Raw genomic sequence first — 23,232 nt, 5'->3', positions numbered from 1 at the left:
GCGCAAACGTTACCGGGTGTCAATCGACGCCCGCCTTCGAACTGAGCTCGTTGTCATTTCGTAAGGCCCGCGCGGGCAAACGCAATCGTTTGCCCGACTCCGCCATCCAGAGCGCTTGCCGTGCCGCGCGCTGGACCTTATCAGCGAATCCGTGCCGCTCCGGTTGTCATTCCGCGCCTCGACTCTGGCGTCGGAGCAACCAGACTTGCTTCGGATATGTCGTTTGGATGACTAACTAAACTCATCCCGACGGCGACACGAATCATCACCGTCATCCCAACGCACATATCGTTGGATCGCGCATCGCCGAAAAGGCCAGACAGCGTGCTCGAACTCACGGGCATCGTGCTAATGACTCTTAGCAATGCTAAACGCAAATGACGACTCAAGAACGAACTTCTATTCGCACCTTCAACATGTTCTCGGCACGTAAGGCCGCAGCGGTCGCGACCGCCCTACTCACGAGCGTGTTCCTCGCCGCTTGCGGCGGCGGCGACGCCGATGGCGCGCTCGACGCGACCGGCAAAAGCGCCACTCTGCCGGAATCGACCGCGAAGGCATCGACCAGCACCTCGATCTTCTACGGCGCCAATGGCCGCAACACCAACGGCGGCGCATACGACTCCACGGCTGTCGCGACCCAGCTTGCGCAACTGCAGGACCTGGGCGCGAAAATCTACCGTAACGACGTCTATAGCCTGAACTCGGCGAAGGTCGTCGCGAAGATGGCGCAGACGATGGCGGCCAGCGGCATCACGGTGTACCCCGTGATCCTGCTCGGCACTGGCTACAGCAACGAGCAGACTGCCTACAACGCGGGCTACACGCTCGGCCAGCAAGTCGCGGGCACCTACAAGTACAAGTACTACGAAGTCGCCAACGAACTCGAAGCGCAAGCGCTCACCGGCAATGTCGACGGCACGAACTGGACGCACTACAAGAATCAGCCGTTCGTGGTCGCGCGCGGCGTGATTCGCGGTCTGATCGCGGGCGTGAAGTCGGTGGACAGTTCGGCGAAGATCGTCGTGAACGGCACGTGGCTGCACTACGCGTTCTTCCAGATGCTCATGGACGGCTCGCAGCCTGACGGCACCCACGGTCATCCGACCGTGAACTGGGACATCACCGCATGGCACTGGTATTCGAACCAGGGCGACATGACGCGCGCCTGCGGCGGCACGGGTTGCTACGACATGCTGGGAGTGCTCCGTTCGTTCGGCAAGCCGATCTGGATCAACGAATTCGGCGTGCGTCCGAACTACGGCACCGATCAGCAGATCGCGAACTACATGGCGGGCAACACCATGATGGCGCAGTTCCAGAGCGTCGCGTCGAAGTACAACATTCAGTCGATTCAGGCGTTCGAACTGTATGACGACAGCGAAGGCAACTTCGGCCTGATGAAGTCGGACGGTCAGACGCCGAAGGCTGCGTACTACGCCTACAAGAACTTCGTCGCCGGCCATCCGATGTAAGCTGCGCGAGGCTCGGCAGCCCCGCTGAGTCAGCTTTTCCACGAGCGACCCGATGCGGTCGCTCGTTTCGTTTCAGCCGCGCTAGTTGCAATAGCCCTGCGATGCATACGTACCGCCGCCTGGCGCCGCGCTGCTGCACAGCGAATTCAGCAGCGACGCTATATTGCCCGAGCCGTAGTTGCCATAGGTCGCGTTCGGATACTGCGTGTTCTGACGGAACTGCGACGCGTAGTTGTCCTTGGGCGCGTTCGGGTCCGACGATCCCCACGACGTGACGCCGACGATCGCAAGATTCGACGAATTGCCCACGACCGCGCCGCCGGTGAGCGCGGCGTCGCGCGCTCTGAAGTTCACGATCCACGGACCGCCGCTCGCACCGCTCGTGAGATTGCTTCCCTGCCAGAGTTGCGATGCGCCGCTGACGGTCGTCGTATAGGTCGGGCCATCGGTTCGCTGCATGATCGCGCCGCCATCGAGCAGTGTCGGATAGCCGAACGTCGAGACGGCCGCCGTCTGAAGATTGCCGGTCTTGGGCGACGATATGAAGGAATAGTTGTTCCATCCATAGTTCAGATAGCCAGTGATATCGCCGATGAACTGGTTCGATGCATTCTTCGCCAGCGCGATCACCGCGACATCGTTGTTGCGCGCGGAGCCAGAGCCGGTATCGGTGCCGTTCGCCCATGTCGATGGCCGGACCAGCGCGGCCCACGACCATCTGCCGTAAGGCGCGATCTGCGCGGCCGTGGCGCCGGACGCGCCGTAGTGTCCGGGAATGAACTGCCAGCCCGAAAAGAGCGTGCCGCCGCTGCCGAAGGTCTGGATGCAGTGCGCCGCCGTGACGAGCACGCTGCGACGAATCAGACTTGCCGTGCAGTATCCGGCCGAGAACGTGAGCTTGCCGATCGCCCGGTACGGATATGTGGTGCTGAGGTAATTCGCGGTCGTGGTGCCGGACGCGCTTTGGTTGCCGTCCTGCACGCGGCCGGTCGTATATGGAATGCCGAAATCGCCGAAGGCTCTCGTCTGGGTATTGTTCACGATGCCGCTTTGCGTCTTCATGCCCGGCGTATAGGGCCCGGGGTCGGTGTTCGGCACGATCGAAGAGGTGTCGGGCGGAAGCAGCACGTTGACGACCGGCTTGAGATTCGACACATCCGCCGTCGCAGTGCGTGCCTCGGAGGAGTTCGTATTCACGACGACTTCATCGTCCGCACGGGCGATTCCCGCGCTCGCCATCGACAGTGCGACGACTGCCGTCGCCCCGATGCAGGCGACTGGTTTGCATCTTTGCATGACATCCTCCGGCTGATAGATAAGATGTGTCGGATGTTTATCGGCTTCCGTTGATTGGTATTCCTAAGTCTTATGAAGATCATTGTATTAGCGATGCATTCTTCTCCTCCGGCGTACGCTTAACTTCGACGAATCGACGTGACAATCAGTAAAGCGAACAATAAGGAACTCTAGTCCATAAATTTGCGCATCTCGGTACTGATTCTTTGGTCAGCGGATATGTGCGGTTTCCCACGCGGCGATATCGTCTGACAGCCTCTGCGGCCCAGAGCACACAGTTCGTTTGACGGCTCCTCAACCATACAGATAGCCTACTATCAACCGATAGAAAGCTTTCGCATCGGGTAACGACGAACGCGCTTCTTTTCTCGATGTCGACGGCAGCCCTCGTCCGGCATCGCAAGTCACAAATCCGGCGAACGAAGCCGTAGCGGGCGATCACCGTCCGGCTTTTCCGACTGCTCGCAAACGTTCTCTGCGCGGTCTCGCACGACGTAAAGCGACTGTGGCCCCGCTTCGGGTTATGTACCGCACAGAACGCTCCATGGAGCCTGTCATTCTTGCCCCACGTCGCATCTGACGCTTCAGGTGACGCGTGGCGAAGAAAGACCATAAGGGGCAACCATGAGTAATCCTAAAAAATTGACGTTAAATACCGCGATCAAACTCAGCGTGATCGTGATCGCCGCGGCCGTGTCGAATTTTGCGTCCGCGCAAACGGCGGCGGATCCTTGCACGAACCAGACATCTCCGGGATGCGCGCCGATCGTTCTGAGCGCCGTGATGACCGTTGCGGCGGCGGACTCGCCAGCGGGCACGTCTCCGGCCACGGAATCGACGGCGGATACGACGTCGCCTGTCGTGCCCCTGATCCAAGGCGGTCACGGCAACACCGGATCGAGCGGATCGACCGGAGCAAGCGCGGGCGGCAGCGCGGGCAGCGCGGGCGGCACGAGCGGTTCGGGCGCCGGTCAGGGCTCGACCGGCTCCGGACCGGGCGCAACGGCGGGCGCGGGCGGCACGGGTTCGGGCTCTGGCACCGGCACGGGGAACGGATCGTCGGGCGCTCCCGGAGGCGGAAATACCGGTGGCGGCGATTCGGGCGGAGGTGATTCCGGCGGCGATACGGGTGGCCATGGGCACCACGGTCATGGTCATGGCGACGGGGATGGACACGGCGACGGCCATGGTCACGGCCATGGCGATGGCGACGGACACGGCGACGGCCATGGTCACGGCCACGGCGATGGTGACGGGCACGGCGATGGCCATGGTCATGGTCATGGCGATGGCGACGGGCACGGCGATGGACATGGCGACGGACATGGCGATGGCCACGGCCAGGGTCACGGCGATGGCGACGGCCACGGCGACGGGCACGGCGATGGCCACGGCGACGGACATGGCGATGGCCACGGCCAGGGTCACGGCGATGGCAACGGGCACGGCGACGGCCACGGCGACGGCCACGGCGATGGCCACGGCGACGGACATGGTGATGGCCACGGCCAGGGTCACGGCGATGGCAACGGGCACGGCGACGGCCACGGCCAGGGTCACGGCGATGGCAACGGGCACGGCGACGGCGGCCATGGCGATGGCGGTCATGGCAGCGCTGGTCACGGTGGCGGAAATGGCAACGGCGGTAGCGGCTCCGGCGGCGGTCATGGTAACGGCGGCGGTAACGGCGGCGGCAACGGCGGCGGCAATGGCGGCGGTAACGGCGGCGGCAATGGCGGCGGCTCGGGCGGCGGTCACGGCGGTGGTGGCCATGGTGGCGGCGGCCACGGCGGTGGTGGCGGCAACGGCGGCGGTGGCGCCGGCGGCGGCGGCGGCGGTGGCGGCGGCCGTGGCCGCTGATCGAGCGGCAGCATAACCATCGCATTACTGATCAACTGATCAGCGCAAGTGAAGAACCGATGCCCTTTACCGGGCATCGGTTTTTCTTTTTGCGTTCTCCACCGAGCCAACTGCAGACTTGACCTCCGCACCGGCAACGTTCCGCCGCTCGCATAACCTAAAGTAATGGCGCCCGGAAAATAAAGCGCATTGACGGTGTTTTTGCGCAATCCAATACTCGGACCCAAGCGCAAGCAATCGAGCAGTCCACCGACCGAAGGAAGCTTTCGCGAACCCACCACCATCCGCACCCGCACGTCGAGCAGACGTTTCAACAGACTTGATGCCATGAACTCGGTAGAAAGAATTTTCACTCCCGCGCCAAAAACGGACGATCGATTTTCGGACCCCGGCACGTGGGAAAGTGGCGGCAAGCTCTGGCCGAGTGGCGAGCAACGCACGCTGACCTGTTGCCGCGTCGTCGACGAAACTCACGACGTGAGGACTTTCGAATTCCGTGTCGGCGATGGCGCGCCGGTGCGTTTCGAGCCCGGTCAGTTCATGACCGTGTCGGCGAATGTGCACGGGCGATCGGTGGAGCGCTGCTACACGATCTCATCGCCGCCTACGCGCGCTTATCTACTCTCGATCACCGTCAAGCGCGTACCCGGCGGCGTCATGTCGAACTGGCTGCACGACCAGATGAAACCGGGCAGCCTTCTGCGCGCCTATGGCCCGTCCGGCACGTTCACCGCGACCGCCGCCGCTTCCGCGAAGTCGCTGTATCTGTCGGCGGGTTCGGGCGTGACTCCCTTGATGTCGATGACGCGCGCGAGCATCGATCTCGGGCTGGATCGTGACGTCGTCTTCGTTCATAGCGCGCGAACGCCTGCCGATATCGTCTTCAGGAAGGAACTGCAGCGACTCGCCGAGTTGTCTCCGCGCCTTCGCACCTTTTTCGTCTGCGAAGGCATCGGCGATGAAGAAGACTGGACAGGACCGACGGGCAGGCTCAGTCTTCGATTGCTGTCCGAGTGGGCGCCCGATTACGCCGAGCGCGAAGTCTTCACATGTGGTCCCGCGGGATACATGAACGCCGTGCGCACGCTGCTGCGCGAAGGCGGACACGATCCGGCGCGCTATCACCAGGAGAGCTTCGACATCACCGCCGGTGTCGCGCCGGAGCCCGCTCCCGAAGCCACGCCCGTTACACAGGAGACGTTCACCGTGAAGCTCTCGCGCTCGTCGAGAAGCTTCAGCATGAGCCCCGCCGAAACGGTGCTTTCGGCGGCGAGAAAGGCCGGCGTTTCGATACCGTCGTCATGCAGTCAGGGCGTCTGCGGCACGTGCAAGACGCGGCTGATAGAAGGCACGGTCGATATGAAGCACAACGGCGGCATCCGCGACAGAGAAGTGCAGAAAGGATTCCGGCTGCTCTGCTGCAGCCGGCCGACTTCCGATCTCGTGCTCGAACTCTGACGCATCTTCGAACTCTCCAGGAGCGACAGCATGGCCGGCGACCGCCTGTCCGAAGCGAAGAGCACGGTTGAACAAGGTGGAAAGGAAGCGCTATTACGCGACGTCCGCGCATCCAGGCTCGCGCGGGTGCAAGCGCAATTGCGCGCGCACGATGTCCCCGCGATCCTGCTGTACGACCCCGTCAACATTCGATATGCGACCGACACGTCGAACATGCAGGTCTGGGCGGGACGCAATCCCGCGCGATACATCATGGTGTTCGCCGATGGCCGCATCATCGCGTGGGAGTTTCATAGCAGCGAGCATGTCTGGGACGGATTGAATCTCGATGTCGAGTTGCGGCATGCCCTGAGCTGGACCTTCTTCAACGCCGGTCATGAAGCCGAGCGCCGCGCGCAAGTCTGGGCCGCCGAGATCATCGATGTCTTTCGGAAGCACGCTGCGGGCGACCAGCGTCTGGCGGTCGATCGGCTCGACCCGTTCGGCAGCGCCTGTCTGGAGAAGCAAGGCATCACGTTACTGGACGGTCAGGCCTTGATGGAGACGGCACGGCTGATCAAGTCTCCCGGCGAGCTCGTCCTGATCGGCGAGTCGTTACGCACCGCCGAAACAGGCATCGCGCGAATGCGACGTGAGTTGCGCCCCGGAATCACCGAGAACGAACTCTGGGCCCATCTTCACTTCGAAAATATCCGGCATGGTGGAGAGTGGATCGAAACGCGCCTTCTCGCTTCCGGAGACCGTACGAATCCGTGGATGCATGAATGCTCATCGCGCGTGCTGATGGACGGCGATCTCCTCGCGTTCGACACCGACATGGTCGGTCCGCACGGCTACTGCTCCGATATCTCGCGCACCTGGCTGGTAGGCGACGGCCGGCCATCGGACGAGCAGCGCGCGCTCTATGAACATGCCTACGCGCAGGTTCACTACAACATGGAGCTCCTTCGGCCTGGCATGACGTTCCGCGAGTTCTCCGAGAAGGCGTGGAAGATTCCGGACCCGTTCGTCAGGAACCGCTACTGCTGCCTCGCGCATGGCATCGGCATGGTCGATGAATATCCGTCGATCGCGCATCAGGTCGATTGGGACAGCTCGGGCTACGACGGACTGTTCGAGGCGGGCATGACGGTATGCGTCGAAAGCTATATCGGCGCTGAGGGCGGCAAGCAGGGCGTGAAGCTGGAACAGCAGGTCGTGCTTACCGAGCAGGGTTGCGTGTCGCTCACGGCGTGCGGCTTCGAAACCGACTGGCTGTGAGCCAGTCCTGCCACAGTATGTCTCGCGCGATGACACTGTGCCCCGCTTATCCGCGTGCCGACTCGACATGTCGGGTCGGCACGTCTTATGCATTCGACGCACGGCAGCGCCCGGATCACGCATCCGGTCATTCACGCTCGCCTCGTCACGATAACCATGGCATCGGAAAGCGAACTGCAGGACTGGCGCGGCGACGCCCTGAAGATGGAAGCCGCGGTCGCGCAAGCCGTCGTCGGTCAGAAGGAAACGATCCATCTGATCAACGTCGCACTGTATGCGCGCGGACACGTCCTGCTCGAAGGCGGCGTGGGCGTAGGCAAGACGACCTTGCTGCGCGCGTTCGCGCGGGCGACGGGTGGCGATTTCGAGCGCATCGAAGGCACCATCGACCTGATGCCCGGCGATCTGATCTATCACACCTTCGTCGACGCGGACGGCAGGCCGCGCATCGATCCCGGTCCACTTCTGCGCCACGGTGAAAACCTCACCACCTTCTTCTTCAACGAAATCAACCGTTCGCGGCCGCAGGTTCAATCGCTGCTGCTGCGCGCGATGGCCGAGCGCACGGTGTCCGCATTCGGCCGCGACTATCGCTTTCCGCATCTGACCGTGTTCGCCGACCGCAACAAGGTCGAGAAGGACGAGACTTTCGAACTAGCCTCCGCCGCGCGCGACCGTTTCCTGTTCGAACTCAACATGCCGACGCCGTCGAGTGCCGACGTGCGCCGCGCTCTCGTGTTCGATCCGGTTTTCCACGATGCCGACGCGCTCATGCAAGCCGTCCCCGCCGCCGTGATCGATGCCGCCCGGCTAAACGAGATCGGCGCGGCGATCCAGCGCGGCGTGAGCCTCAGCCCGAGCATCGAGAAGTACGTGCTCGACATCTGGCAGGCGACGGAAACGCCGCAGCGCTTCGGCATCGAGATCGATGACGTCGACATGGAACGGCTGATTCTCGCGGGCGCAAGCCCTCGCGGCATGAGCGCTCTGGTGCGCGCGGTGCGCGCGAACGCCTGGCTCGATGGCCGTCTGCACGCGCTGCCCGAGGACGTGCACGCCGTGCTTTTGCCCGCGCTCGGTCATCGCGTTTTCTTCACGCCGGTGTATGAGATGCGCCGGCACGAGATCGCCGAAGCACTCATCGCGACGATGGTGCAGAAGATCGCGGTGCCTTGAATCATGAAAGATCCGGTCGAATTCCACTATCGGCTGCCGGGACGCGCGCGCGGCTTCAGGCCAGGCTCGCATCCGGGGACGAGCTTCGGCGCGGGACAGGAATTCGCCATGCACGCGCGCCTGTTCGACCACCCCGATCCGCGCAGGCTCGATCTGCGCGCGAGCCAGCGCTCGGTGCCGCCGCAGTGGCTCGTGCGCCTGCATCTGCAGCGCGTCGCGGTGCCGGTACAGGTGATCGTCGACGTGTCCGCGTCGATGCGCTTCGGCACGCAACGCACGAAACTCGATCTCGCAGCCGATTTCGTCGAGGCGCTGGGCTATAGCGCATTTCGCGCCGGCGATCAGGTCGGCATGCTCGCGTTCGATCACGAGGCGCGCGAGGATCTTTTCGTGCCGCCCCGGCACGGCCGCGCCGCCGGCGACGAAATGGCGGCGCTGCTGCGCCATTGCACGCAGTCGCCACACACCGCGAATGGCGATGCGGGTCTTGCGCGCACGCTCGACCGTCTTGCGGGCCGCCGCGGACTGGTGTTTCTGGTATCGGACTTTCATTGGCCGCTCACGCGACTCGACGCGGCGCTGGATCGTCTCGTCAGCGCTCGCGTCGTGCCGATCGTGATCTGGGACAAGGCCGAAATCGAGCCGCCGGACGCGGGCCGCTTCCTGCCGGTGCGCGACATGGAAACCGGCGGCAAGCGCACGCTCTGGCTGCGGCCGCGCCTCGTGCAGCAGTGGCGCGAGAACGTCGCGAGACGGCGCGTCGAACTGAAAACGGCGCTCGGCAGGCGCGGGGCGCATCCCTTCTTCGTCGAAGGCACGTTCGATGCCGAAGCGCTGTCCCGCCACTTTCTGGAAAGCGCCGCATGAGACGCGGCAGCGCGCGGGCCGTGCGCATGGCCATCGTCGCGATGACGGTCGCGCTGAACTACCCATGCCACGCCCAGGATGCCATCGTCGAGCAACCGCGCGCGTTCGGTCACGTTCTCGGCGACGTGCTGACACAACGCGTGCTCCTTTCCGTCGATGGCGAAGCGTTGCGCGACCTGCCGATGCCATCGGCGGGACGCGTCGGCGTGTGGCTCGAACGCCGCGCGCCGCGCATCGAGCGGGACGCGCAGGGCCGCGCGTGGATGGTCATCGACTATCAGATCGTCAACGCCGCGCAGACGCTCACGCAAGCCGACCTGCCCGCATTCGATCTCGCGGCGGCCAACGGCGCGACGCTGCATGTGGCCGCGTGGCCGATCAGCGTCGCGCCTCTGACGCCGCGCGCGTCGTTCCGCGCGGGCGATCTTCAGCCGCTGAGGCCGGACCGCATCGTCGCGCCGCCGGATCAGACGGAGCCGCGTCGCCGCATGCTGGCGATGCTTGCGTTCCTGTTCGTCACGCTGGCGGGCTGGGCCGCGTGGGCATCGTGGCGCAGGCGCGAGGACGCGAGACGGCTGCCCTTCGCCCGCGCGTGGCAGGCGATTCGCACGCTCGACACACGCGACATCGACGCCAACGATAAGGCATGGCGTCATCTGCACCGCGCGCTCGACGAAGCCGCCGGTCAGGTCGTTCACGCCGCGTCGCTGCACGCGTTGCTCGCGCGCGCGCCGTATCTCGAAGCGCTCCGCGCGCGCGTCGAAGCGTTCTATGCAAGCTCGCAGCAGCGCTTCTTCAATCGCGATGGCGCATCTGCGCCGTTCGCGCTGCGCGACTTCGCGCGAGCGCTGTATCAGGCCGAGAAGAGGCGCTGACGGCCATGCCTGTCGATTTCCTCCGACCCTGGCTCCTGCTCATGCTGCCGCTCGCGCTCTTACCTTTGCTGCCGAGGCCAGCGGAGGCGTTCTCGTATTCGTCGATCGACTGGCTGCCGCGCGATGCCATCGGCGCAGCGATCGACCATGCGCGCCGCCTGTGCGCGATGCTGGCGATGCTCACGATGGTCTTCGGGCTGGCCGGTCCGGGGCGCTCGCATGTTCAGGTCATGCGCACCGGCACCGCGTCCGAGATCCTCATTCTGATGGATCGCAGCGCCAGCATGGACGGCGTGATGTCGAAAACGCCCGTCGCCGAGCCGCGCGGGCAATCGAAGAACGCCGTGGCGCGCCACGCGCTCGAACGCTTCGTCGCCGGGCGGCCGGACGACCGGCTCGCCTTCATGATGTTCGGCATCAGCCCCGTTCTCGCCGTGCCGTTCACGGCGAATCACCGCATCATCGACGCGGCGCTGTCAGGCACCGCGATCGGCCGCGGCACCCCGGATACGCGCCTCGACCGCGGCCTGATCGCCGCGATCCGTCAGTTCGATGGACACAGCTACGCGGGCCGCCGCGCCATCGTGCTGGTCTCCGATGGCGGCGCGCATCTCGATGCCGACGCGCGCGCCGCGATCAGCGGCGGCCTCGCGCGCAACGGCGTCGCGCTGTACTTCGTTTATCTGCGAAGCGGCGTCTACAGTCCCGATCTCACCAAGCCCACCCTCGCTGACGACCAGTCCGAGGAAGCGGAACTGCATCGCTATTTTCAGGGGCTTTCATCGCCCTACCGGCTGTATCAGGCGGAAGACGCGGCAGCGATGGCCACTGCGATGTCGGACATCGACCGGCAGCACAGCGCGGTCGTGACATTCGAGGAGCGCCTGCCACGGCAGGATTGCAGCACGCTGTGCTTCGCGCTCGCGCTGTTCGCGTGCGCGGCTCTGCTGGCGCTGCGGCTCGTTCAGGTACGGAGCTGGTCATGAGGCGCGGCGCCGTTCACCTCGCATTCGGCGCAGCAGCGCTCTGCTTCGCCGCGATGGCCGCCTACGAATGGGCGATGCTGCGGCACGCGCAAGCTGTCGCGGCGGCGCTGAATGCAGTCACGTCGAATGGCCCCGACGCGCAGCAACACGACGACGCGCCCGAAGTGCGGCTCGCGCGCGCGGTATCGTTCGCGAAAGCGGGACGGCCAAACGAAGCGCAACGGCTCTTCGATGCGCTCGTCACGCAGCAAGACGATCACGCGATACGAGCCGCAGCGCTATTCGATCTCGGCAACATGCATCTGCGCGAGGCGGCCGGCGCGGACGGCGCGGGCCCGATCCGCTCGCTGCCGCTGCTCGAACAAGCCAAGGAGCGCTATCGCGCGGCGCTGCGGCTGATGCCGGACGACTGGGACGCGCGCTACAACCTCGAACGCGCGCTGTGGCTCGCACCCGAAACGCCCGGCGAGCAGGACGATGCGGAAGTCAAGAAGCGATCCACCGTGAAGCTGCGCGGCGCGCAAAGCGATGATCTGCCATGAGCGCCATCGCGGCGACGCTCGCGTTCCTGAAACGGCGAAACTGGGCCATCGTCGCGGCCGTGCCCCTGCTCGCCGCCGCTGTCTGGATGCCCGATGTGATGTTCCAGCGCAACGTGTACGACTACATCGTCACGTTCGACATCACGCAAAGCATGGATGTCGAGGATGTCGGCACGGGAAACGCGCCGGTCAGCAGGCTCGACTTCGCGCGCGCGGCCATGCGCGAAGGTCTGGAGCGTTTGCCGTGCGGATCGAAGATAGGCTGGAGCATCTTCACGGGACAGAGCACGTTACTGCTCGTTCCGCCCATCGAGGTCTGCGCCAATTTCGATGCGCTGCTCGCTTCGCTGGATCGTATCGGCGGCGACATGCGCTGGACCAACTGGAGCCGCGTGGCCGAAGGCGGCGTCTTCGCGGCCGTGCGCACGGCGACGAACATCGGACACGATACGAGCGTGCTGTTCTTCACGGACGGGCAGGAAGCGCCGCCGGTTCTGCCCGGCGATCAGCGCGTGACCGATATCCCGCGCGGCCAGGTGAAGGGCTGGCTGATCGGCGTCGGCGGCGATCAGCCCGCGCCCATTCCGCGCACCGACCGCGACGGCCAACGCATCGGCTACTGGCGCGCGGATGACGTGATTCAGGTGCCGCCGCAATCGCGTGCGGGCGCGGGCGTCGAAAGCCACGAGGAGCTGTCCGAGTTGCGTGAGGGGTATCTCTCGTCGATCGCGCAGCAGGTTGCGTTCGACTATCGCCGTCTGCGCGCGCCGCAAGACTTGACCGCGGCGATGATGGACGAGCGTTACGCGCATCGCGACCGCGTGCCGACCAGTCTGAACTGGGCGCCTGCGGGGCTCGCTCTCGCATTGCTCGTGTGGCGCTTCCTGCCGGCGCCCGCCCGCATACGCTCAAGGCGTTTGCAGCCCGCCGTCCATCAGACGCGTTTGCGTCCATAGCGTGACGTCGCGCTCGCACGGATACTTCGCCGCTTCAGTCTCGTCGAGATCGACGCCCAGTCCCGGCTTGTCGTTTGCGTAGACGAAGCCGTTGCGAAACTCCGGCAGCCCGGGGAACACATCGAGCAACGCCTCGCGCGGTCCTTTGAGCTGCTGGATGACGAAGTTCGGCGGCTCCGTGCCCGACCATTCCTGCACGCCGAAATTACGCGACGCGAGATCGATATGAATGTTCGCCGCGTGCGCGAGCGGCGACATATCGCCTGGACCGTGCCACGCCGTGCGTACGCCGAACTGCTCCGCGAAAATCTGCAGCTTGCGTCCAGCCGTGATGCCGCCGATCTGACTCAGATGCACGCGAATGAAATCGATCAGCCGTTCCGTGATCAGAAAGCGCCACTCGTACGGATTGTTGAAGAGCTCGCCCTGCGCCAGCGGCGTCGTGGTCTTCTCGCGCAACTGGCGCATCCACTCGCCCTCTTCGAGCGCGATCGCATCTTCGAGAAAGAACAGTTCGTAGGGTTCGAGTTCGCGCGCGAAGCGAATCGCTTCGATGGGCTTGAGCCGCTCGTGCACGTCATGACACAACGCGACATCGAAGCCGATCTTGCTGCGGATGCCATCGAACAGTTTGAGCGTTTCGCGGATGTACTTGCGGCTGTCGAGATAGATGCCGTCCGCCGCGCCTTCGGGCGCATGCGACGGCGCGCGGCCGAACGTGCCGCCGCCATAACCGCCGCTCTGACAGCGGATATGCGTGATGCCCTGCTCGCGATAGCGCTGAATGTTCTCGCACAGTTCGTTCAGATCGCGGCCATCGGCATGACGATAGATCGGCACGCCTTCGCGCACCTTGCCGCCGAACAACTGATACAGCGGCATGTTCGCCTGCTTGCCCTTGATGTCCCACAGCGCCATATCGACGCCTGAAATGGCGTTGTTTTCGATCGGGCCATTGCGCCAGTACGCGTTCTGATGCATCAACTGCCACAGTTCTTCGATCGCCTCGGCATCGCGTCCGATGAGCAAAGGCCGCAAGTAATCCTCGATCAGACACTTGACCGCCAGATGCCGGTAAGCGAAGGTCGCGCAGCCGAGCCCATACAAGCCGGCCTGATTCGTCTCGACCTTGACGACGATGAGATTGATGCCTTCCGGCGCGGTCAGAATGACCTTGACGTCCGTGATGAGCGTTGCCATTGCGTTAATCCACGAGAGCGGAAGACACGGTATCGGACTTCGTGCCCGCGCCTCCCTTGGGTGTCGAGCGCTGGCCCGACTGCGCGGGTACCAGCATCATGATGACGACCGCCGCGAGCAACGCCGTGGCCATGAACACGTAGGATGCCGAAGGACTGCCCGTCGCGCCATTCAGATAACCGACGAGCCACGCGCCGAGGAACGCGCCGAGTGCGCCGCATGCGTTGATCAGACCGATCGCGCCGCCGAGCACGTTGCTCGGAATCAGTTCGGGCACGAGTGCGAAGAACGGTCCATACGGCGCATACATCGTCGCGCCGGCGATCACGAGCAAGCCGAACGACAGCCAGAAATTCGAGCTTCCTACGAGGTACGACCCGACGAACGCGATCATGCCGATCAACAGAAGGGGCCACACGAAGAGCTTGCGATTGCGCGTCTTGTCCGACAGATACGACGCGATCAGCATCAGCACGATGGCCGCGAGATACGGTACGGCGGAGAGCCAGCCGACCGACACGATATCGATCGACTTCGACGCCGACTTCAGAATCGAAGGCAGCCACATGATGAAGCCGTACACGCCGATGCTCCACAACGCGTGAATCGCGCAGCACTTGAGCACGATCGACGAACGGAACGCCGTCTTGTAGTCGCGCACCGGCGCGATATGCGCCTGCTCGGACTTGAGGATCGCGTCGAAATCGGCCTTCTCCTTGTCGCTCATCCACGGCGCGTCGGCCGGACGGTCCTTCACCGTGAACCACCACACGAAGGCCCAGAGAATCGCGGGCACGCCTTCGATCACGAACATCTCGCGCCAGCCGAAGTTGCGCACGAGATAGCCGGACACGATCGACATCCACAGCACCGTCACCGGATTGCCGAGAATCAGGAACGTGTTCGCGCGCGAGCGTTCCGTGCGCGTGAACCATCGGCTGATGTACATGAGCATCGACGGCATCACCGCCGCCTCGACGATGCCGAGCACGAAACGCAGCGCCATCAGCATCGGTATGTTGCTGACCATGCCGGTCAGGGCCGCGCACACGCCCCACAGGATCAGGCTCGCGAAGATCAGCTTCTTCACGCTGTTCTTCTGCGCGTAGATCGCGCCGGGCACCTGAAACAGGCAGTAGCCGAGGAAGAACAGCGAGCCGATCAGCGATGAAGTCGCGGGCGTGATGCCCAGATCCTTGTCGATGCCCGCCGCCGCTGCGAAGCCGTAATTCGCGCGATCCAGATAAGCGAGGCTGTACGTGATGAAGATGATCGGCATGAGATGCCACCATCTTTGCGGGGCTACCGTTTTTAAGCTATCCATAATGTCTCCGATGTCAAAGTACGGCGAGCCAGCCGCCATCGACGTAAATGATCTGTCCGTTCACATAGCTCGATGCAGGCGACGCGAGATACACCGCCGTGCCGACGAGTTCTTCGGGCTTGCCCCAGCGTTGCGACGGGTTGCTGCTCTTCACCCATGCGTCGAAGCTCGCGTTATCGACGAGCGCCTGATTCATGTCGGTGAGGATGTAGCCGGGGCCGATCGCGTTCGCCTGAATGTCGAACGGCGCCCATTCGGCGCTCATCGCGCGCGTGAGCATCTTGATGCCGCCCTTCGCGGCCGTGTAAGGCGCGACAGTGGCGCGCGCGCCTTCGCTCGTCAGCGAACCGATGTTGATGATCTTGCCGCCGCGCTTGCGCTCGATCATGCGCCGCGCCGCCTCCTTCGCGACGATGAACGCGCTCGTCAGATTGGTATCGATCACGCGTTGCCAGTCGGCGAGCGCGAGTTCGATCATTGGCTTGCGAAACTGGATGCCCGCGTTGTTCACGACGATGTCCACTTCGACGCCCTCCGCGTCCCATGCCGCGAAGGCGGCGGCGACGGACGACTCATCGGTGACGTCGAAGGCCTGGCCGCGCGCATCGAAGCCTTGCGCCTGCAGGCGGCTCACCGCGGCGTCGACGGTATCGGCCTTCGTGCCGTTGACGATGACGCGCGCGCCCGCCGCCGCGAGCCCTTCCACGAGTGCGTAGCCGATACCGCGCGCCGAGCCCGTGACGAGCGCCGTGCGGCCGCTTAGATCGAACAACTTGTTCATGCCTGTTTCCCTGATCAGATACATTCAAAAACGCGGACGCGAGCGCGCCCGCGCAGCCTCTTTCAAGGCTGCGGTCCTTTAATTGCGTATTGGCGACGCGCTGCTACAGAGGCTTGTCGTTCGCGGTGCGATTGAGCATCGCGCGATCGTCGAAGTCCTTCTCCGCGCGTTCGATCAGCGTGAGCACGGCCTGCTCGGCAGCAGGCGCATCGCCTTGCTCAATGGCGATGCACAACGCTTCGTGCATCGGCAGCGAGCGCGCCGGGCCGCCTTCGATCTCCGAGCTCAACTCGAAGCTCGTGCGCAGGATCGCGGAGAGCGCGTTTTGCATCTGCTGAACGAACTGGTTGTGACACGCGGTGAGGATCGCGCCGTGAAACGCGAGATCCGCGGGCACGTACTCGCCTTGCCCCGCGACGGCGCGCTCCATCGCCCTGAACGCGCGACGCACGGCGACGCGGTCTTCCGGCGTCGCGCGCTTTGCCGCGAGCTTCGCAGCGTTCGGCTCGATGATCGTGCGCAATTCCATCAGGTCGCGGATGAGATCGGCGTCGACCGTGCCGGCGCGCGCGCGCCATGTGATGACGTCGGGATCGAACAATTGCCAGTTGGAGCGCGGCAGCACGATCGTGCCGTGACGGCGTCTCACCTGGAGCATGCCCTTCGCGGACAGCGACTTCATCGTCTCGCGAATCGTGATTCGGCTTACCTGCATCAGTTCTGCGAGTTCATCTTCGGCGGGCAGAATCTCGCCCGGCGCGAATTTGCCCGCGCAGATCTGCTCGCCCATCTGGTTCAGCACTTGCCGGTGCAAGGTCGGCATCGGATTTCCTTCTAGATCATACGTATGATGTTGAAGGTATCAGAGCACGGTGCATCGGAACAATCAGGGTTGACCCTGCTGCCTGCGGAGATACATGCGGCGATAGAGCATCGTCCAGAGCGTCAGTCCGCCGTAGCAGGCGTAGCCGATCCAGGTCGAATCACGTCCGGCGTGTTCGATGTCGATTTGGTTGACCACCCACAGCCGCAAGGTGTTTTCGCTCACGAGGCCGATGCCCCAGACGGCTGTCATCAGCCGAATCGATCGCGCGAGTTGCGGGCGGTTTTGCCACATCGCGTCGAATTCGCGTTCGCGGCCCTGACGCTCGCGAGAGAGCGTCGAGCGGGCAAGATAAAACACGAGCGGGCGACGTAACAGGAGCGAAAGCAGAAACAGCACACCGATGGTGCCGCTAACCAATGGCGCGCGCGATTGCAAAAGCCAGTTCGCGGGTTTCAGCGCGAGTACGCAGGTGGAGATCAGAATGCCGGCCAGCACGATGGCGCTCAGGGCATCGAAATGAGAAAAGCGGGCAAGGTCGACGCAAAGCCAGATGCACAGCGGCACGGCCGAGGCGAGGAGCGCGCCTTCGGTGCCGAGACTCGGGAGCGCGAGCCGATATGCCACCCAAGGCAGGATTACATTGACGAGGAACGCAAACGCGTAGCGCACTGAAACGGCTCCATGGCGGTTGTCACCGTGAATCGTCGCAGCGTCGGACCGGTTTCGCGCAGACCTGACGCCTGTCGAATAATATGGCGAAGGTCCGTGATAAAGCCACTGACATCATGATCAAAGCCGAAGACCGACTGGCGCGCTTTTATGCGCTCTCCGACGGAATCTTTGCCGTCATCATCACCGTCATGGTGCTGGCATTCAAACCGCCGACGGGTCACGATTTCCGCGCGTTGTTGAGCCTATGGCCGGACCTCGTCAGCTATGCGGTGAGTTATGCATTCGTCGCCGTGGTCTGGTTGAATCATCACGCTGTGCTCCGGCACGCTCAGCATCTGACCGGCACGTTGGCACTGGCCAATTTCGCCAACCTCTTCGCGATATCTTTCATTCCATTTACTACCGCCTGGCTCGCTGAAAGCGAAATGGCCACCTTTCCGCTCACGCTCTATGCGCTCGTGTTTCTTCTGGTGCAGGGCACCTATATGGTCCTGATGTGGGAAAGTTATTCCCATCATCGAGAGAACAGAGGTGACGCTTATCCCCGAAGGTGGCAATGGTTCAGGGCGTGGATCATGCTGACGGTATTCTTCATATCCGCGTTGGTGGTTATCATGCCACCGCTCTTTCGGCTCGGATTGCTCGCTTCCTTTCTTATTCTGTATTGCCGTCCCGATCCGTTCCTGCGCAACCCGACGCTGCATCGCTGAAGCTTTCGCCCCGCATCCTGTCAGAACTGCGTTAATCCGCCGTCGACGACGATCTCCGTGCCCGTCATGAACGACGAATCGTCGCTGGCCAGAAACAGCACCGCCTTTGCGATTTCACTCGCATCGCCAAAGCGCTTTAGCGGCACCGCGGCCGCAATCGCTTCGCCAGTCGCGGCAAGTTCCTTGTCGGAAAGACCGAGTTTGCGGTGGAACGGCGTCGCGACAGGACCCGGACTGACTGCGTTGATCCGAATCCCGCGAGGCGCGATCTCCGCTCCGATCGAGCGGACCAGGGAACGGGTAGCCGCCTTGGTAGCGGACAGGATCGAAAGCCCTGGCGTACCGACTTCATTCAGGAAAGACGTCGTCACCACGATCGAGCTTCCCTTGGATAAGTGGGGAGCTGCTTTCTGGATCGTAAAGAACACGCCATTGAAATTCAGTGAAAACTGTTCCTGAATCTGCTCGGGCGTGATTGCGTCCAATGGTGCGGCAGTACCCGCACCCGCATTCGCAAAAACGATGTCGATGCGGCCATGACGCGCCACGATTTCAAATACGGCCTCGCTAATCTGCGCAGGGTCACGTACATCGACCGCAAGCACCATTGCTTTACCTTCCAGAGCGCGCGACGCCTCTTCGAGGCGGCCGGCGTTCATACCCGTCACGACGACAGTTGCTCCCTCACTCTGAAACAGCTTTGCCGTCTCCAGACCGATGCCCGAGGTACCACCCGTGATCAATGCGACCTTGTCTTTCAGCTTCATGACAAACTCCATGGCAGGATGAGAATAGAGCACGGGCATAAGCTTCCCGTGACAGAACTATCGTCGATGCCCGCCGCGCCAGCAAATGAGAACTGAACGACAAGTGGCATACGCCTGCGATCCCTCCGGCCCGCGCTAAACCTTCTGCTTATCCCCGCGATAAACGATCTCGACATTCTCCGGCGATGGCGTCAGCAGCAGCAATCCTACGAACACGATTACCGGCGTGATGAACAAGCTCAGAAGAAAGCTGCCGAGATAACCGATATGCGTGCGCCGGCCGCGATAAGCGACAAGCAGACAAAGCACGACATAGACGAAGGTTGGAATGACGATCATGATGGCGCCTCCCGATATCGAATCACGGTTTCTTCACGCCGGGGCTGGCGGCCTGAGAAAGATTCCTGTCATTGCCTGAACCGATGGTGCCGCCACCGTTTTCAGCACCCGAGCTTCCGTCGCCCGCCTTGGGGAAAAGCTTCGGAAGCTCATGCCATTGCGGAAGCTGATGCGACTGCGGGTCCACTGGCTTGGGCGCAGGCAGATCCGGCTGTTTGGCGATATCGCTCCCGAGAATCAACGGAAGCTGATCTTTCCCGCCGCCCACGACGACGATCTTCGAGTTACTGGAGTTGGACAACTGCACGGTCGCTTCGATGCCTCGCCATGTCAGCAATTGAGGCGTCAGCGAATTGGCGACGATGGAATAGAAAGTCTGAATGCCGATAGCTTCGATCCGCTTGCGCTCCGCTTCATCTTTCGCCTGCGCGATCAGGAACTGATAGGCCTGCGCATTCTGCTCTTCCGTGAGCTTTCTATTGATCGAGTCATTCACGGTGGTCGGCAGATCGAGATCGCGCACCACGACGCGCTCGAAGAAAATGAGCCCCGCCGCAGCCGGCGACCCGTGCATCTTTTCGAGTATGCGGCCTTCCAGTTCTTCGACGTTGATGCGATACAGATCATGCGGATCGCTCTTGCCGATGATATCGCGCACCGCGCCGAGTGAAATCGGCCGCACGACGCGGTCGACATACTCATAGCCGACTTCCTGATGCAACCTGCCGGCGTTATCCGGCACCGGGCGATACAGAACCGAAATCTCGACCTGGACACTGAGACCGTCCCGGGCGAGGGCGTGGACGCTTTCATCGAGCGTCTTGGTCCTGGTTTCGTAGGTATAAATACGATCAAACGGCCATTTGACGTTGAGCCCTTCGTGATAGACAAAGTCGGTCTCAGTACCGTGTCTGAGCAGGCGATACAGCACGCCGACATGCCCCGCCGGAATGATGATGAACACAAAGGGAATCAGCGCGAGCACGATGACGCCGACGATCAGCGACACCGCAATGAACTTTTCGCTGCGGCTCATCCGATACCGGACGTGCCTGACTAAGCGGTGCTTCGGAGGGTTGGAAGCATCGTCATCGACTGGATCCGCTGTGCTCATCTGGCATCAACTCGTGCGGAGAACGAAGAATTCGGATAATTTGGCGGCGCAAGAAGTGTTTGCATAGTAACATCGAGCGCAAGATCGGACGACACCCCCGGACAGATATGCTCGCTCCCGCATCTGCTTCCATTCCCTCCATAGACGCCTCGGCAACGCCCGCGCAATTGCGGCGTTTCTTCTACGCGGCCTATTGCGACACACCCACGCCGCTGCGATGGCTGAGCGCGATTCGCCCGTATGTCTGCCCCTACGATAAGCTGCTGCAATTCGTGCGCGACGGCGCCGATGTGCTCGACGTCGGCTGCGGCGCGGGTTCCCTGCTTGCGGTGCTCGCCGCGACCAAGAAGATCCGCCGCGGCGTGGGTTGCGACGTCATGGCGCCGCCGCTCGAATCGGCGCGCGCCGCCGCGCAGCGTCTCGGCGCGCAGGACATGTTGACCTTCGAACATATCCGGTCCGTCGCTCACGCGCCCGAAGGGCCATTCGATATCGTCGCGATGGTTGATGTCCTGCATCACGTTCCGCCACCGGACAGGCGCGATGTATTCGCAGCCGCCGTCCATCGTGTCAGGCCGGGCGGCATCTTTCTCTACAAGGACATGACCGCGCGCCCGGGCGGGCGACGGCTCGCCCATAACATCGACGATTACGTCTTCACGCGCGAGTGGGTCGAGCAGGTTCCCGAAGGCGCTGTGGAAGCCTGGGCCCGCGATCACCAACTCGCTCTCGTGCATGATGAATTCATTCCCCGCCTGATTTATGGGCACGAGCTTCGGGTCTTTCAGCGACTCGAGCATTGAAACGAGCGTGCGTATTCCTCCAGACGCGCATATCGATTGTTTCGGGCGCATCTGAAGGAAAAGTGCTCAGTGATGCTTGTGGTGTTTCCGGCAGTACGCCAGTCGGGCTTTATTCTGCCGGCGGGGGTGCCGCCTCGGCTCTTGCCCTGCGGGTTTCCTTGGCCTTGTCGACCAGATCACTGACGTGATTCCACAGGTATTTGTCGGTCACCGACTTCGAGTAGGAATCGGCCGCTGCGAGCAGCAGACCCACCGGCCCGAACAGCATCTTGATGCCGATGCCCGCGGCGACATGTGCGGCTCCGTTGACGACATTTCCATCCATCAACAGACTCGCGCCGGGAACGAATGCTTCACCCACGAGCTTGACGCCATTGGTGGCCGGACTCGTGCTGCATACCACAGCGTGCGTGTCGCTTGTAACTTTTTCCGTATGAGGAGTTTCGGCGACTGCAATGTTGTCTTTCATGTCATTACCCTCAGGGAAACTTAATTGACAACTTCAATCACACTAGAACAATATACGCAGAAATTCCGGTGACTACCAGTAAAAAGGTGGTGTCGCATGTTCGTCATGATCCCTGGTGGAAATGATCGCATAAAGGCATCGCAAATGTGTGACACGGCAATCGGAGCCGCGTCGTGATGCGCCGGCACATGCTCCTTTCGGCCTATGTGCTTACTCCGGGCAGTCACTTCGGCGCAATGTGGCGCCATCCCTATAGCGAAACCGATTTCTGCGATCGCGAGCTCTACGAGAACCTCGCTCGCAGCCTCGATCGCTACGGCTTTGACTATGCGTTCGTGCCGGAGTCGCTCGCCGTTCCAATGGGCGATGACGGCGTCTGGCAAACCATGACGAGCCGTGGCGCGAGCGGCGCGATCCGTCACGATCCCGCGCTGCTGGTTTCACCGATGATCGGCGTCACACAGCGGCTCAGGTTCACGGTCACGCTGTCGACCACCTTCATGGAACCGTATCATCTCGCCAGAACGCTTAGTACACTGAATCATTTCAGCAAGGGCCGCATGGCATGGAATATCGTGACGTCGGCGGGGGCGAGCAATGCCATCAATTTCGCGCATCTGACATCGCTCGATCACGGCGATCTGTATGAGCGCGCCGAAGAAGTGCTGACGGTGTGTCACGACCTCTGGTCTTCGTGGGATGAAGGCGCCCTCATCGCCGACAAGCAATCGGGACTCTATGCCCGCGCCGACAAGATCCGTCAGATCGATCACAAAGGCCGTCACTTCGACATACGCGGACCGTTGACCTTGCCTTGTCGCGGCAATCCGACGCTGATGGCCGCCGGTGTGTCGCCCCGAGGCCGGGACTTCGCGGCGCGCTGGGCGGAAGTCATCTTCGCCATCCAGAACGAGCCGGCCGCCATGCGCGAACTGCGCGACGACGTCCGCGCGCGCGCCGCGCGCATGGGCCGCTCGCCGCAGGACATCCGCCTGATGGCCGCCGTGCAGCCGGTGATCGGCGAGACGCGCGATATCGCCGAGGCTCGCGCCGCGCATCTCGACACGCTCGTCGCGCCGGACGCGGCGAGAAGCTATCTGGCCGCGATGCTGGGCCTCGATCTGTCGGGTGCGTCCGGCGATGCGCCGCTACAGCCGATTCTCGAAAGCCAGCACAGACGGCCCGCCGTCGACGCCGGCGGCACGCAGGCGTGGCTCGCGAAGCTGCTCGACGCTAAACCGGCCGTCAGCGTCGACGACGCCGCCATCGCGCTGTCGGCCAGCACGGGCACGCCGCGTCTCGTCGGCACGGCGGCTGACGTCGCCGATCAACTGCAAGCCTTGTTCGAAGACTGCTGCGACGGCTTCGTCATCACGCCGACGCATTTTCCGGGCACCTTCGAGGAATTCGGTCGCGCCGTGATTCCCGAGTTGCGCGCGCGTGGACTCGTAGCCAGTCATCATCAGGATCACTGAC

At 62.9% G+C, this 23,232-nt stretch carries 24 protein-coding genes; 13 read left to right on the top strand and 11 right to left on the bottom strand.

All coding sequences use genetic code 11. The features are described from left to right. Positions 1–416 precede the first annotated feature (416 nt). Complete coding sequence (locus AWB80_RS03885) at positions 417–1,475, top strand: glycosyl hydrolase (protein ID WP_087130953.1); 1,059 nt, start codon at positions 417–419, stop codon at positions 1,473–1,475. A gap of 81 nt (positions 1,476–1,556) precedes the next feature. Here AWB80_RS03885 and AWB80_RS03880 read toward each other — a convergent pair whose 3' ends face one another. Beyond that, the gene (locus AWB80_RS03880; RefSeq protein WP_061173311.1) at positions 1,557–2,771 is read right to left on the bottom strand and encodes a trypsin-like serine peptidase; all 1,215 of its coding nucleotides are present in this window, start codon (positions 2,769–2,771) and stop codon (positions 1,557–1,559) included. Between the two features lie 584 nt (positions 2,772–3,355). Then, positions 3,356–3,589, bottom strand: a complete 234-nt coding sequence (locus AWB80_RS43840) for a hypothetical protein (protein ID WP_061173310.1) — start codon at positions 3,587–3,589, stop codon at positions 3,356–3,358. A gap of 43 nt (positions 3,590–3,632) precedes the next feature. Between AWB80_RS43840 and AWB80_RS45260 the strand changes: the two genes are divergently transcribed. The 9 genes from AWB80_RS45260 to AWB80_RS03825 all read left to right on the top strand — a co-directional run bounded on the left by AWB80_RS45260 (position 3,633) and on the right by AWB80_RS03825 (position 12,751). After that, positions 3,633–4,631, top strand: coding sequence for a hypothetical protein (locus AWB80_RS45260; protein ID WP_208635598.1), 999 nt, complete (start codon positions 3,633–3,635; stop codon positions 4,629–4,631). A 327-nt stretch (positions 4,632–4,958) separates the two neighbouring features. Then, positions 4,959–6,089 (top strand): FAD-binding oxidoreductase, encoded by a 1,131-nt coding sequence (locus AWB80_RS03860; protein ID WP_061173308.1) that lies wholly within the window; start codon positions 4,959–4,961, stop codon positions 6,087–6,089. Positions 6,090–6,119: 30 nt separating this feature from the next. Then, a complete protein-coding gene (locus AWB80_RS03855) occupies positions 6,120–7,349 on the top strand; it encodes a M24 family metallopeptidase (protein ID WP_087130950.1) in 1,230 nt (409 codons plus the stop codon). A 156-nt stretch (positions 7,350–7,505) separates the two neighbouring features. Next, positions 7,506–8,525: an AAA family ATPase gene (locus AWB80_RS03850; protein ID WP_061173307.1), complete on the top strand. Its 1,020-nt coding sequence runs from the start codon at positions 7,506–7,508 to the stop codon at positions 8,523–8,525. Positions 8,526–8,528: 3 nt separating this feature from the next. Continuing rightward, complete coding sequence (locus tag AWB80_RS03845) at positions 8,529–9,392, top strand: DUF58 domain-containing protein (RefSeq protein ID WP_061173306.1); 864 nt, start codon at positions 8,529–8,531, stop codon at positions 9,390–9,392. After that, positions 9,389–10,267 (top strand): hypothetical protein, encoded by an 879-nt coding sequence (locus AWB80_RS03840; RefSeq protein WP_061173305.1) that lies wholly within the window; start codon positions 9,389–9,391, stop codon positions 10,265–10,267. The genes AWB80_RS03845 and AWB80_RS03840 overlap by 4 nt, the downstream gene beginning before the upstream one ends. A gap of 5 nt (positions 10,268–10,272) precedes the next feature. Beyond that, on the top strand, positions 10,273–11,253 hold the full coding sequence (locus tag AWB80_RS03835; protein WP_061173304.1) for a vWA domain-containing protein: 981 nt from the start codon (positions 10,273–10,275) through the stop codon (positions 11,251–11,253). Next, entirely contained in the window at positions 11,250–11,795 is a 546-nt protein-coding gene (locus AWB80_RS03830) for a hypothetical protein (RefSeq protein ID WP_061173303.1), read from the top strand. The genes AWB80_RS03835 and AWB80_RS03830 overlap by 4 nt, the downstream gene beginning before the upstream one ends. After that, positions 11,792–12,751: a vWA domain-containing protein gene (locus AWB80_RS03825; RefSeq protein ID WP_061173302.1), complete on the top strand. Its 960-nt coding sequence runs from the start codon at positions 11,792–11,794 to the stop codon at positions 12,749–12,751. The genes AWB80_RS03830 and AWB80_RS03825 overlap by 4 nt, the downstream gene beginning before the upstream one ends. Here the strand turns inward: AWB80_RS03825 and AWB80_RS03820 are convergent. From AWB80_RS03820 to AWB80_RS03800, 5 genes are all read right to left on the bottom strand, one after another. Beyond that, on the bottom strand, positions 12,704–13,951 hold the full coding sequence (locus AWB80_RS03820) for an enolase C-terminal domain-like protein (protein ID WP_061173301.1): 1,248 nt from the start codon (positions 13,949–13,951) through the stop codon (positions 12,704–12,706). The genes AWB80_RS03825 and AWB80_RS03820 overlap by 48 nt on opposite strands. Before the next feature lie 4 nt (positions 13,952–13,955). Next, a complete protein-coding gene (locus AWB80_RS03815; RefSeq protein ID WP_061173533.1) occupies positions 13,956–15,275 on the bottom strand; it encodes an MFS transporter in 1,320 nt (439 codons plus the stop codon). Positions 15,276–15,288: 13 nt separating this feature from the next. Continuing rightward, positions 15,289–16,056 carry an SDR family oxidoreductase gene (locus AWB80_RS03810; protein ID WP_061173532.1) on the bottom strand — a complete coding sequence of 256 codons (768 nt, stop codon included), beginning with the start codon at positions 16,054–16,056 and terminating at the stop codon, positions 15,289–15,291. A 103-nt stretch (positions 16,057–16,159) separates the two neighbouring features. After that, positions 16,160–16,879, bottom strand: a complete 720-nt coding sequence (locus AWB80_RS03805; protein ID WP_061173300.1) for a FadR/GntR family transcriptional regulator — start codon at positions 16,877–16,879, stop codon at positions 16,160–16,162. A 63-nt stretch (positions 16,880–16,942) separates the two neighbouring features. Further along, complete coding sequence (locus tag AWB80_RS03800) at positions 16,943–17,551, bottom strand: VC0807 family protein (protein WP_061173299.1); 609 nt, start codon at positions 17,549–17,551, stop codon at positions 16,943–16,945. 83 nt (positions 17,552–17,634) lie between these two features. On the opposite strand from AWB80_RS03800, the gene AWB80_RS03795 reads away from it, so the two are divergent. Continuing rightward, complete coding sequence (locus AWB80_RS03795; RefSeq protein ID WP_244206382.1) at positions 17,635–18,264, top strand: TMEM175 family protein; 630 nt, start codon at positions 17,635–17,637, stop codon at positions 18,262–18,264. Positions 18,265–18,284: 20 nt separating this feature from the next. On the opposite strand, the gene AWB80_RS03790 is transcribed toward AWB80_RS03795, so the two are convergent. From AWB80_RS03790 to AWB80_RS03780, 3 genes are all read right to left on the bottom strand, one after another. Beyond that, entirely contained in the window at positions 18,285–19,031 is a 747-nt protein-coding gene (locus AWB80_RS03790) for an SDR family oxidoreductase (RefSeq protein ID WP_061173530.1), read from the bottom strand. 135 nt (positions 19,032–19,166) lie between these two features. Next, on the bottom strand, positions 19,167–19,370 hold the full coding sequence (locus AWB80_RS03785) for a hypothetical protein (RefSeq protein ID WP_061173298.1): 204 nt from the start codon (positions 19,368–19,370) through the stop codon (positions 19,167–19,169). 22 nt (positions 19,371–19,392) lie between these two features. Continuing rightward, complete coding sequence (locus AWB80_RS03780; RefSeq protein ID WP_244206381.1) at positions 19,393–20,406, bottom strand: prohibitin family protein; 1,014 nt, start codon at positions 20,404–20,406, stop codon at positions 19,393–19,395. Between the two features lie 185 nt (positions 20,407–20,591). Between AWB80_RS03780 and AWB80_RS03775 the strand changes: the two genes are divergently transcribed. Further along, the gene (locus tag AWB80_RS03775; RefSeq protein WP_087130949.1) at positions 20,592–21,287 is read left to right on the top strand and encodes an SAM-dependent methyltransferase; all 696 of its coding nucleotides are present in this window, start codon (positions 20,592–20,594) and stop codon (positions 21,285–21,287) included. Positions 21,288–21,396: 109 nt separating this feature from the next. On the opposite strand, the gene AWB80_RS03770 is transcribed toward AWB80_RS03775, so the two are convergent. Further along, a complete protein-coding gene (locus AWB80_RS03770; protein ID WP_061173295.1) occupies positions 21,397–21,756 on the bottom strand; it encodes a DUF6072 family protein in 360 nt (119 codons plus the stop codon). 176 nt (positions 21,757–21,932) lie between these two features. Between AWB80_RS03770 and AWB80_RS03765 the strand changes: the two genes are divergently transcribed. After that, positions 21,933–23,231 (top strand): NtaA/DmoA family FMN-dependent monooxygenase, encoded by a 1,299-nt coding sequence (locus tag AWB80_RS03765; protein ID WP_244206397.1) that lies wholly within the window; start codon positions 21,933–21,935, stop codon positions 23,229–23,231. Position 23,232: the final 1 nt, after the last annotated feature.

Source organism: Caballeronia pedi (genome assembly GCF_001544915.2).
GTDB classification, from domain to species: Bacteria; Pseudomonadota; Gammaproteobacteria; order Burkholderiales; family Burkholderiaceae; genus Caballeronia; species Caballeronia pedi.
The sequence above is the reverse complement of the archived record's forward strand: the minus strand, read 5'-3'. Positions and strand labels throughout refer to the sequence as shown.

Coding starts and splice junctions, on each gene's coding strand:
- AWB80_RS03880 (WP_061173311.1), bottom strand. CDS start 2,771: ATGCAAAGATGCAAACCAGTCGCCTGCATCGGGGCGACGGCAGTCGTC.
- AWB80_RS03810 (WP_061173532.1), bottom strand. CDS start 16,056: ATGAACAAGTTGTTCGATCTAAGCGGCCGCACGGCGCTCGTCACGGGC.
- AWB80_RS03820 (WP_061173301.1), bottom strand. CDS start 13,951: ATGGCAACGCTCATCACGGACGTCAAGGTCATTCTGACCGCGCCGGAA.
- AWB80_RS03780 (WP_244206381.1), bottom strand. CDS start 20,406: ATGAGCCGCAGCGAAAAGTTCATTGCGGTGTCGCTGATCGTCGGCGTC.
- AWB80_RS03855 (WP_087130950.1), top strand. CDS start 6,120: ATGGCCGGCGACCGCCTGTCCGAAGCGAAGAGCACGGTTGAACAAGGT.
- AWB80_RS03835 (WP_061173304.1), top strand. CDS start 10,273: ATGCCTGTCGATTTCCTCCGACCCTGGCTCCTGCTCATGCTGCCGCTC.
- AWB80_RS03790 (WP_061173530.1), bottom strand. CDS start 19,031: ATGAAGCTGAAAGACAAGGTCGCATTGATCACGGGTGGTACCTCGGGC.
- AWB80_RS03840 (WP_061173305.1), top strand. CDS start 9,389: ATGAGACGCGGCAGCGCGCGGGCCGTGCGCATGGCCATCGTCGCGATG.
- AWB80_RS03805 (WP_061173300.1), bottom strand. CDS start 16,879: ATGCCGACCTTGCACCGGCAAGTGCTGAACCAGATGGGCGAGCAGATC.
- AWB80_RS03860 (WP_061173308.1), top strand. CDS start 4,959: ATGAACTCGGTAGAAAGAATTTTCACTCCCGCGCCAAAAACGGACGAT.
- AWB80_RS03830 (WP_061173303.1), top strand. CDS start 11,250: ATGAGGCGCGGCGCCGTTCACCTCGCATTCGGCGCAGCAGCGCTCTGC.
- AWB80_RS03850 (WP_061173307.1), top strand. CDS start 7,506: ATGGCATCGGAAAGCGAACTGCAGGACTGGCGCGGCGACGCCCTGAAG.
- AWB80_RS03825 (WP_061173302.1), top strand. CDS start 11,792: ATGAGCGCCATCGCGGCGACGCTCGCGTTCCTGAAACGGCGAAACTGG.
- AWB80_RS03845 (WP_061173306.1), top strand. CDS start 8,529: ATGAAAGATCCGGTCGAATTCCACTATCGGCTGCCGGGACGCGCGCGC.
- AWB80_RS03785 (WP_061173298.1), bottom strand. CDS start 19,370: ATGATCGTCATTCCAACCTTCGTCTATGTCGTGCTTTGTCTGCTTGTC.
- AWB80_RS03765 (WP_244206397.1), top strand. CDS start 21,933: ATGCGCCGGCACATGCTCCTTTCGGCCTATGTGCTTACTCCGGGCAGT.
- AWB80_RS03770 (WP_061173295.1), bottom strand. CDS start 21,756: ATGAAAGACAACATTGCAGTCGCCGAAACTCCTCATACGGAAAAAGTT.
- AWB80_RS03885 (WP_087130953.1), top strand. CDS start 417: ATGTTCTCGGCACGTAAGGCCGCAGCGGTCGCGACCGCCCTACTCACG.
- AWB80_RS03815 (WP_061173533.1), bottom strand. CDS start 15,275: ATGGATAGCTTAAAAACGGTAGCCCCGCAAAGATGGTGGCATCTCATG.
- AWB80_RS03795 (WP_244206382.1), top strand. CDS start 17,635: ATGGCGAAGGTCCGTGATAAAGCCACTGACATCATGATCAAAGCCGAA.
- AWB80_RS03775 (WP_087130949.1), top strand. CDS start 20,592: ATGCTCGCTCCCGCATCTGCTTCCATTCCCTCCATAGACGCCTCGGCA.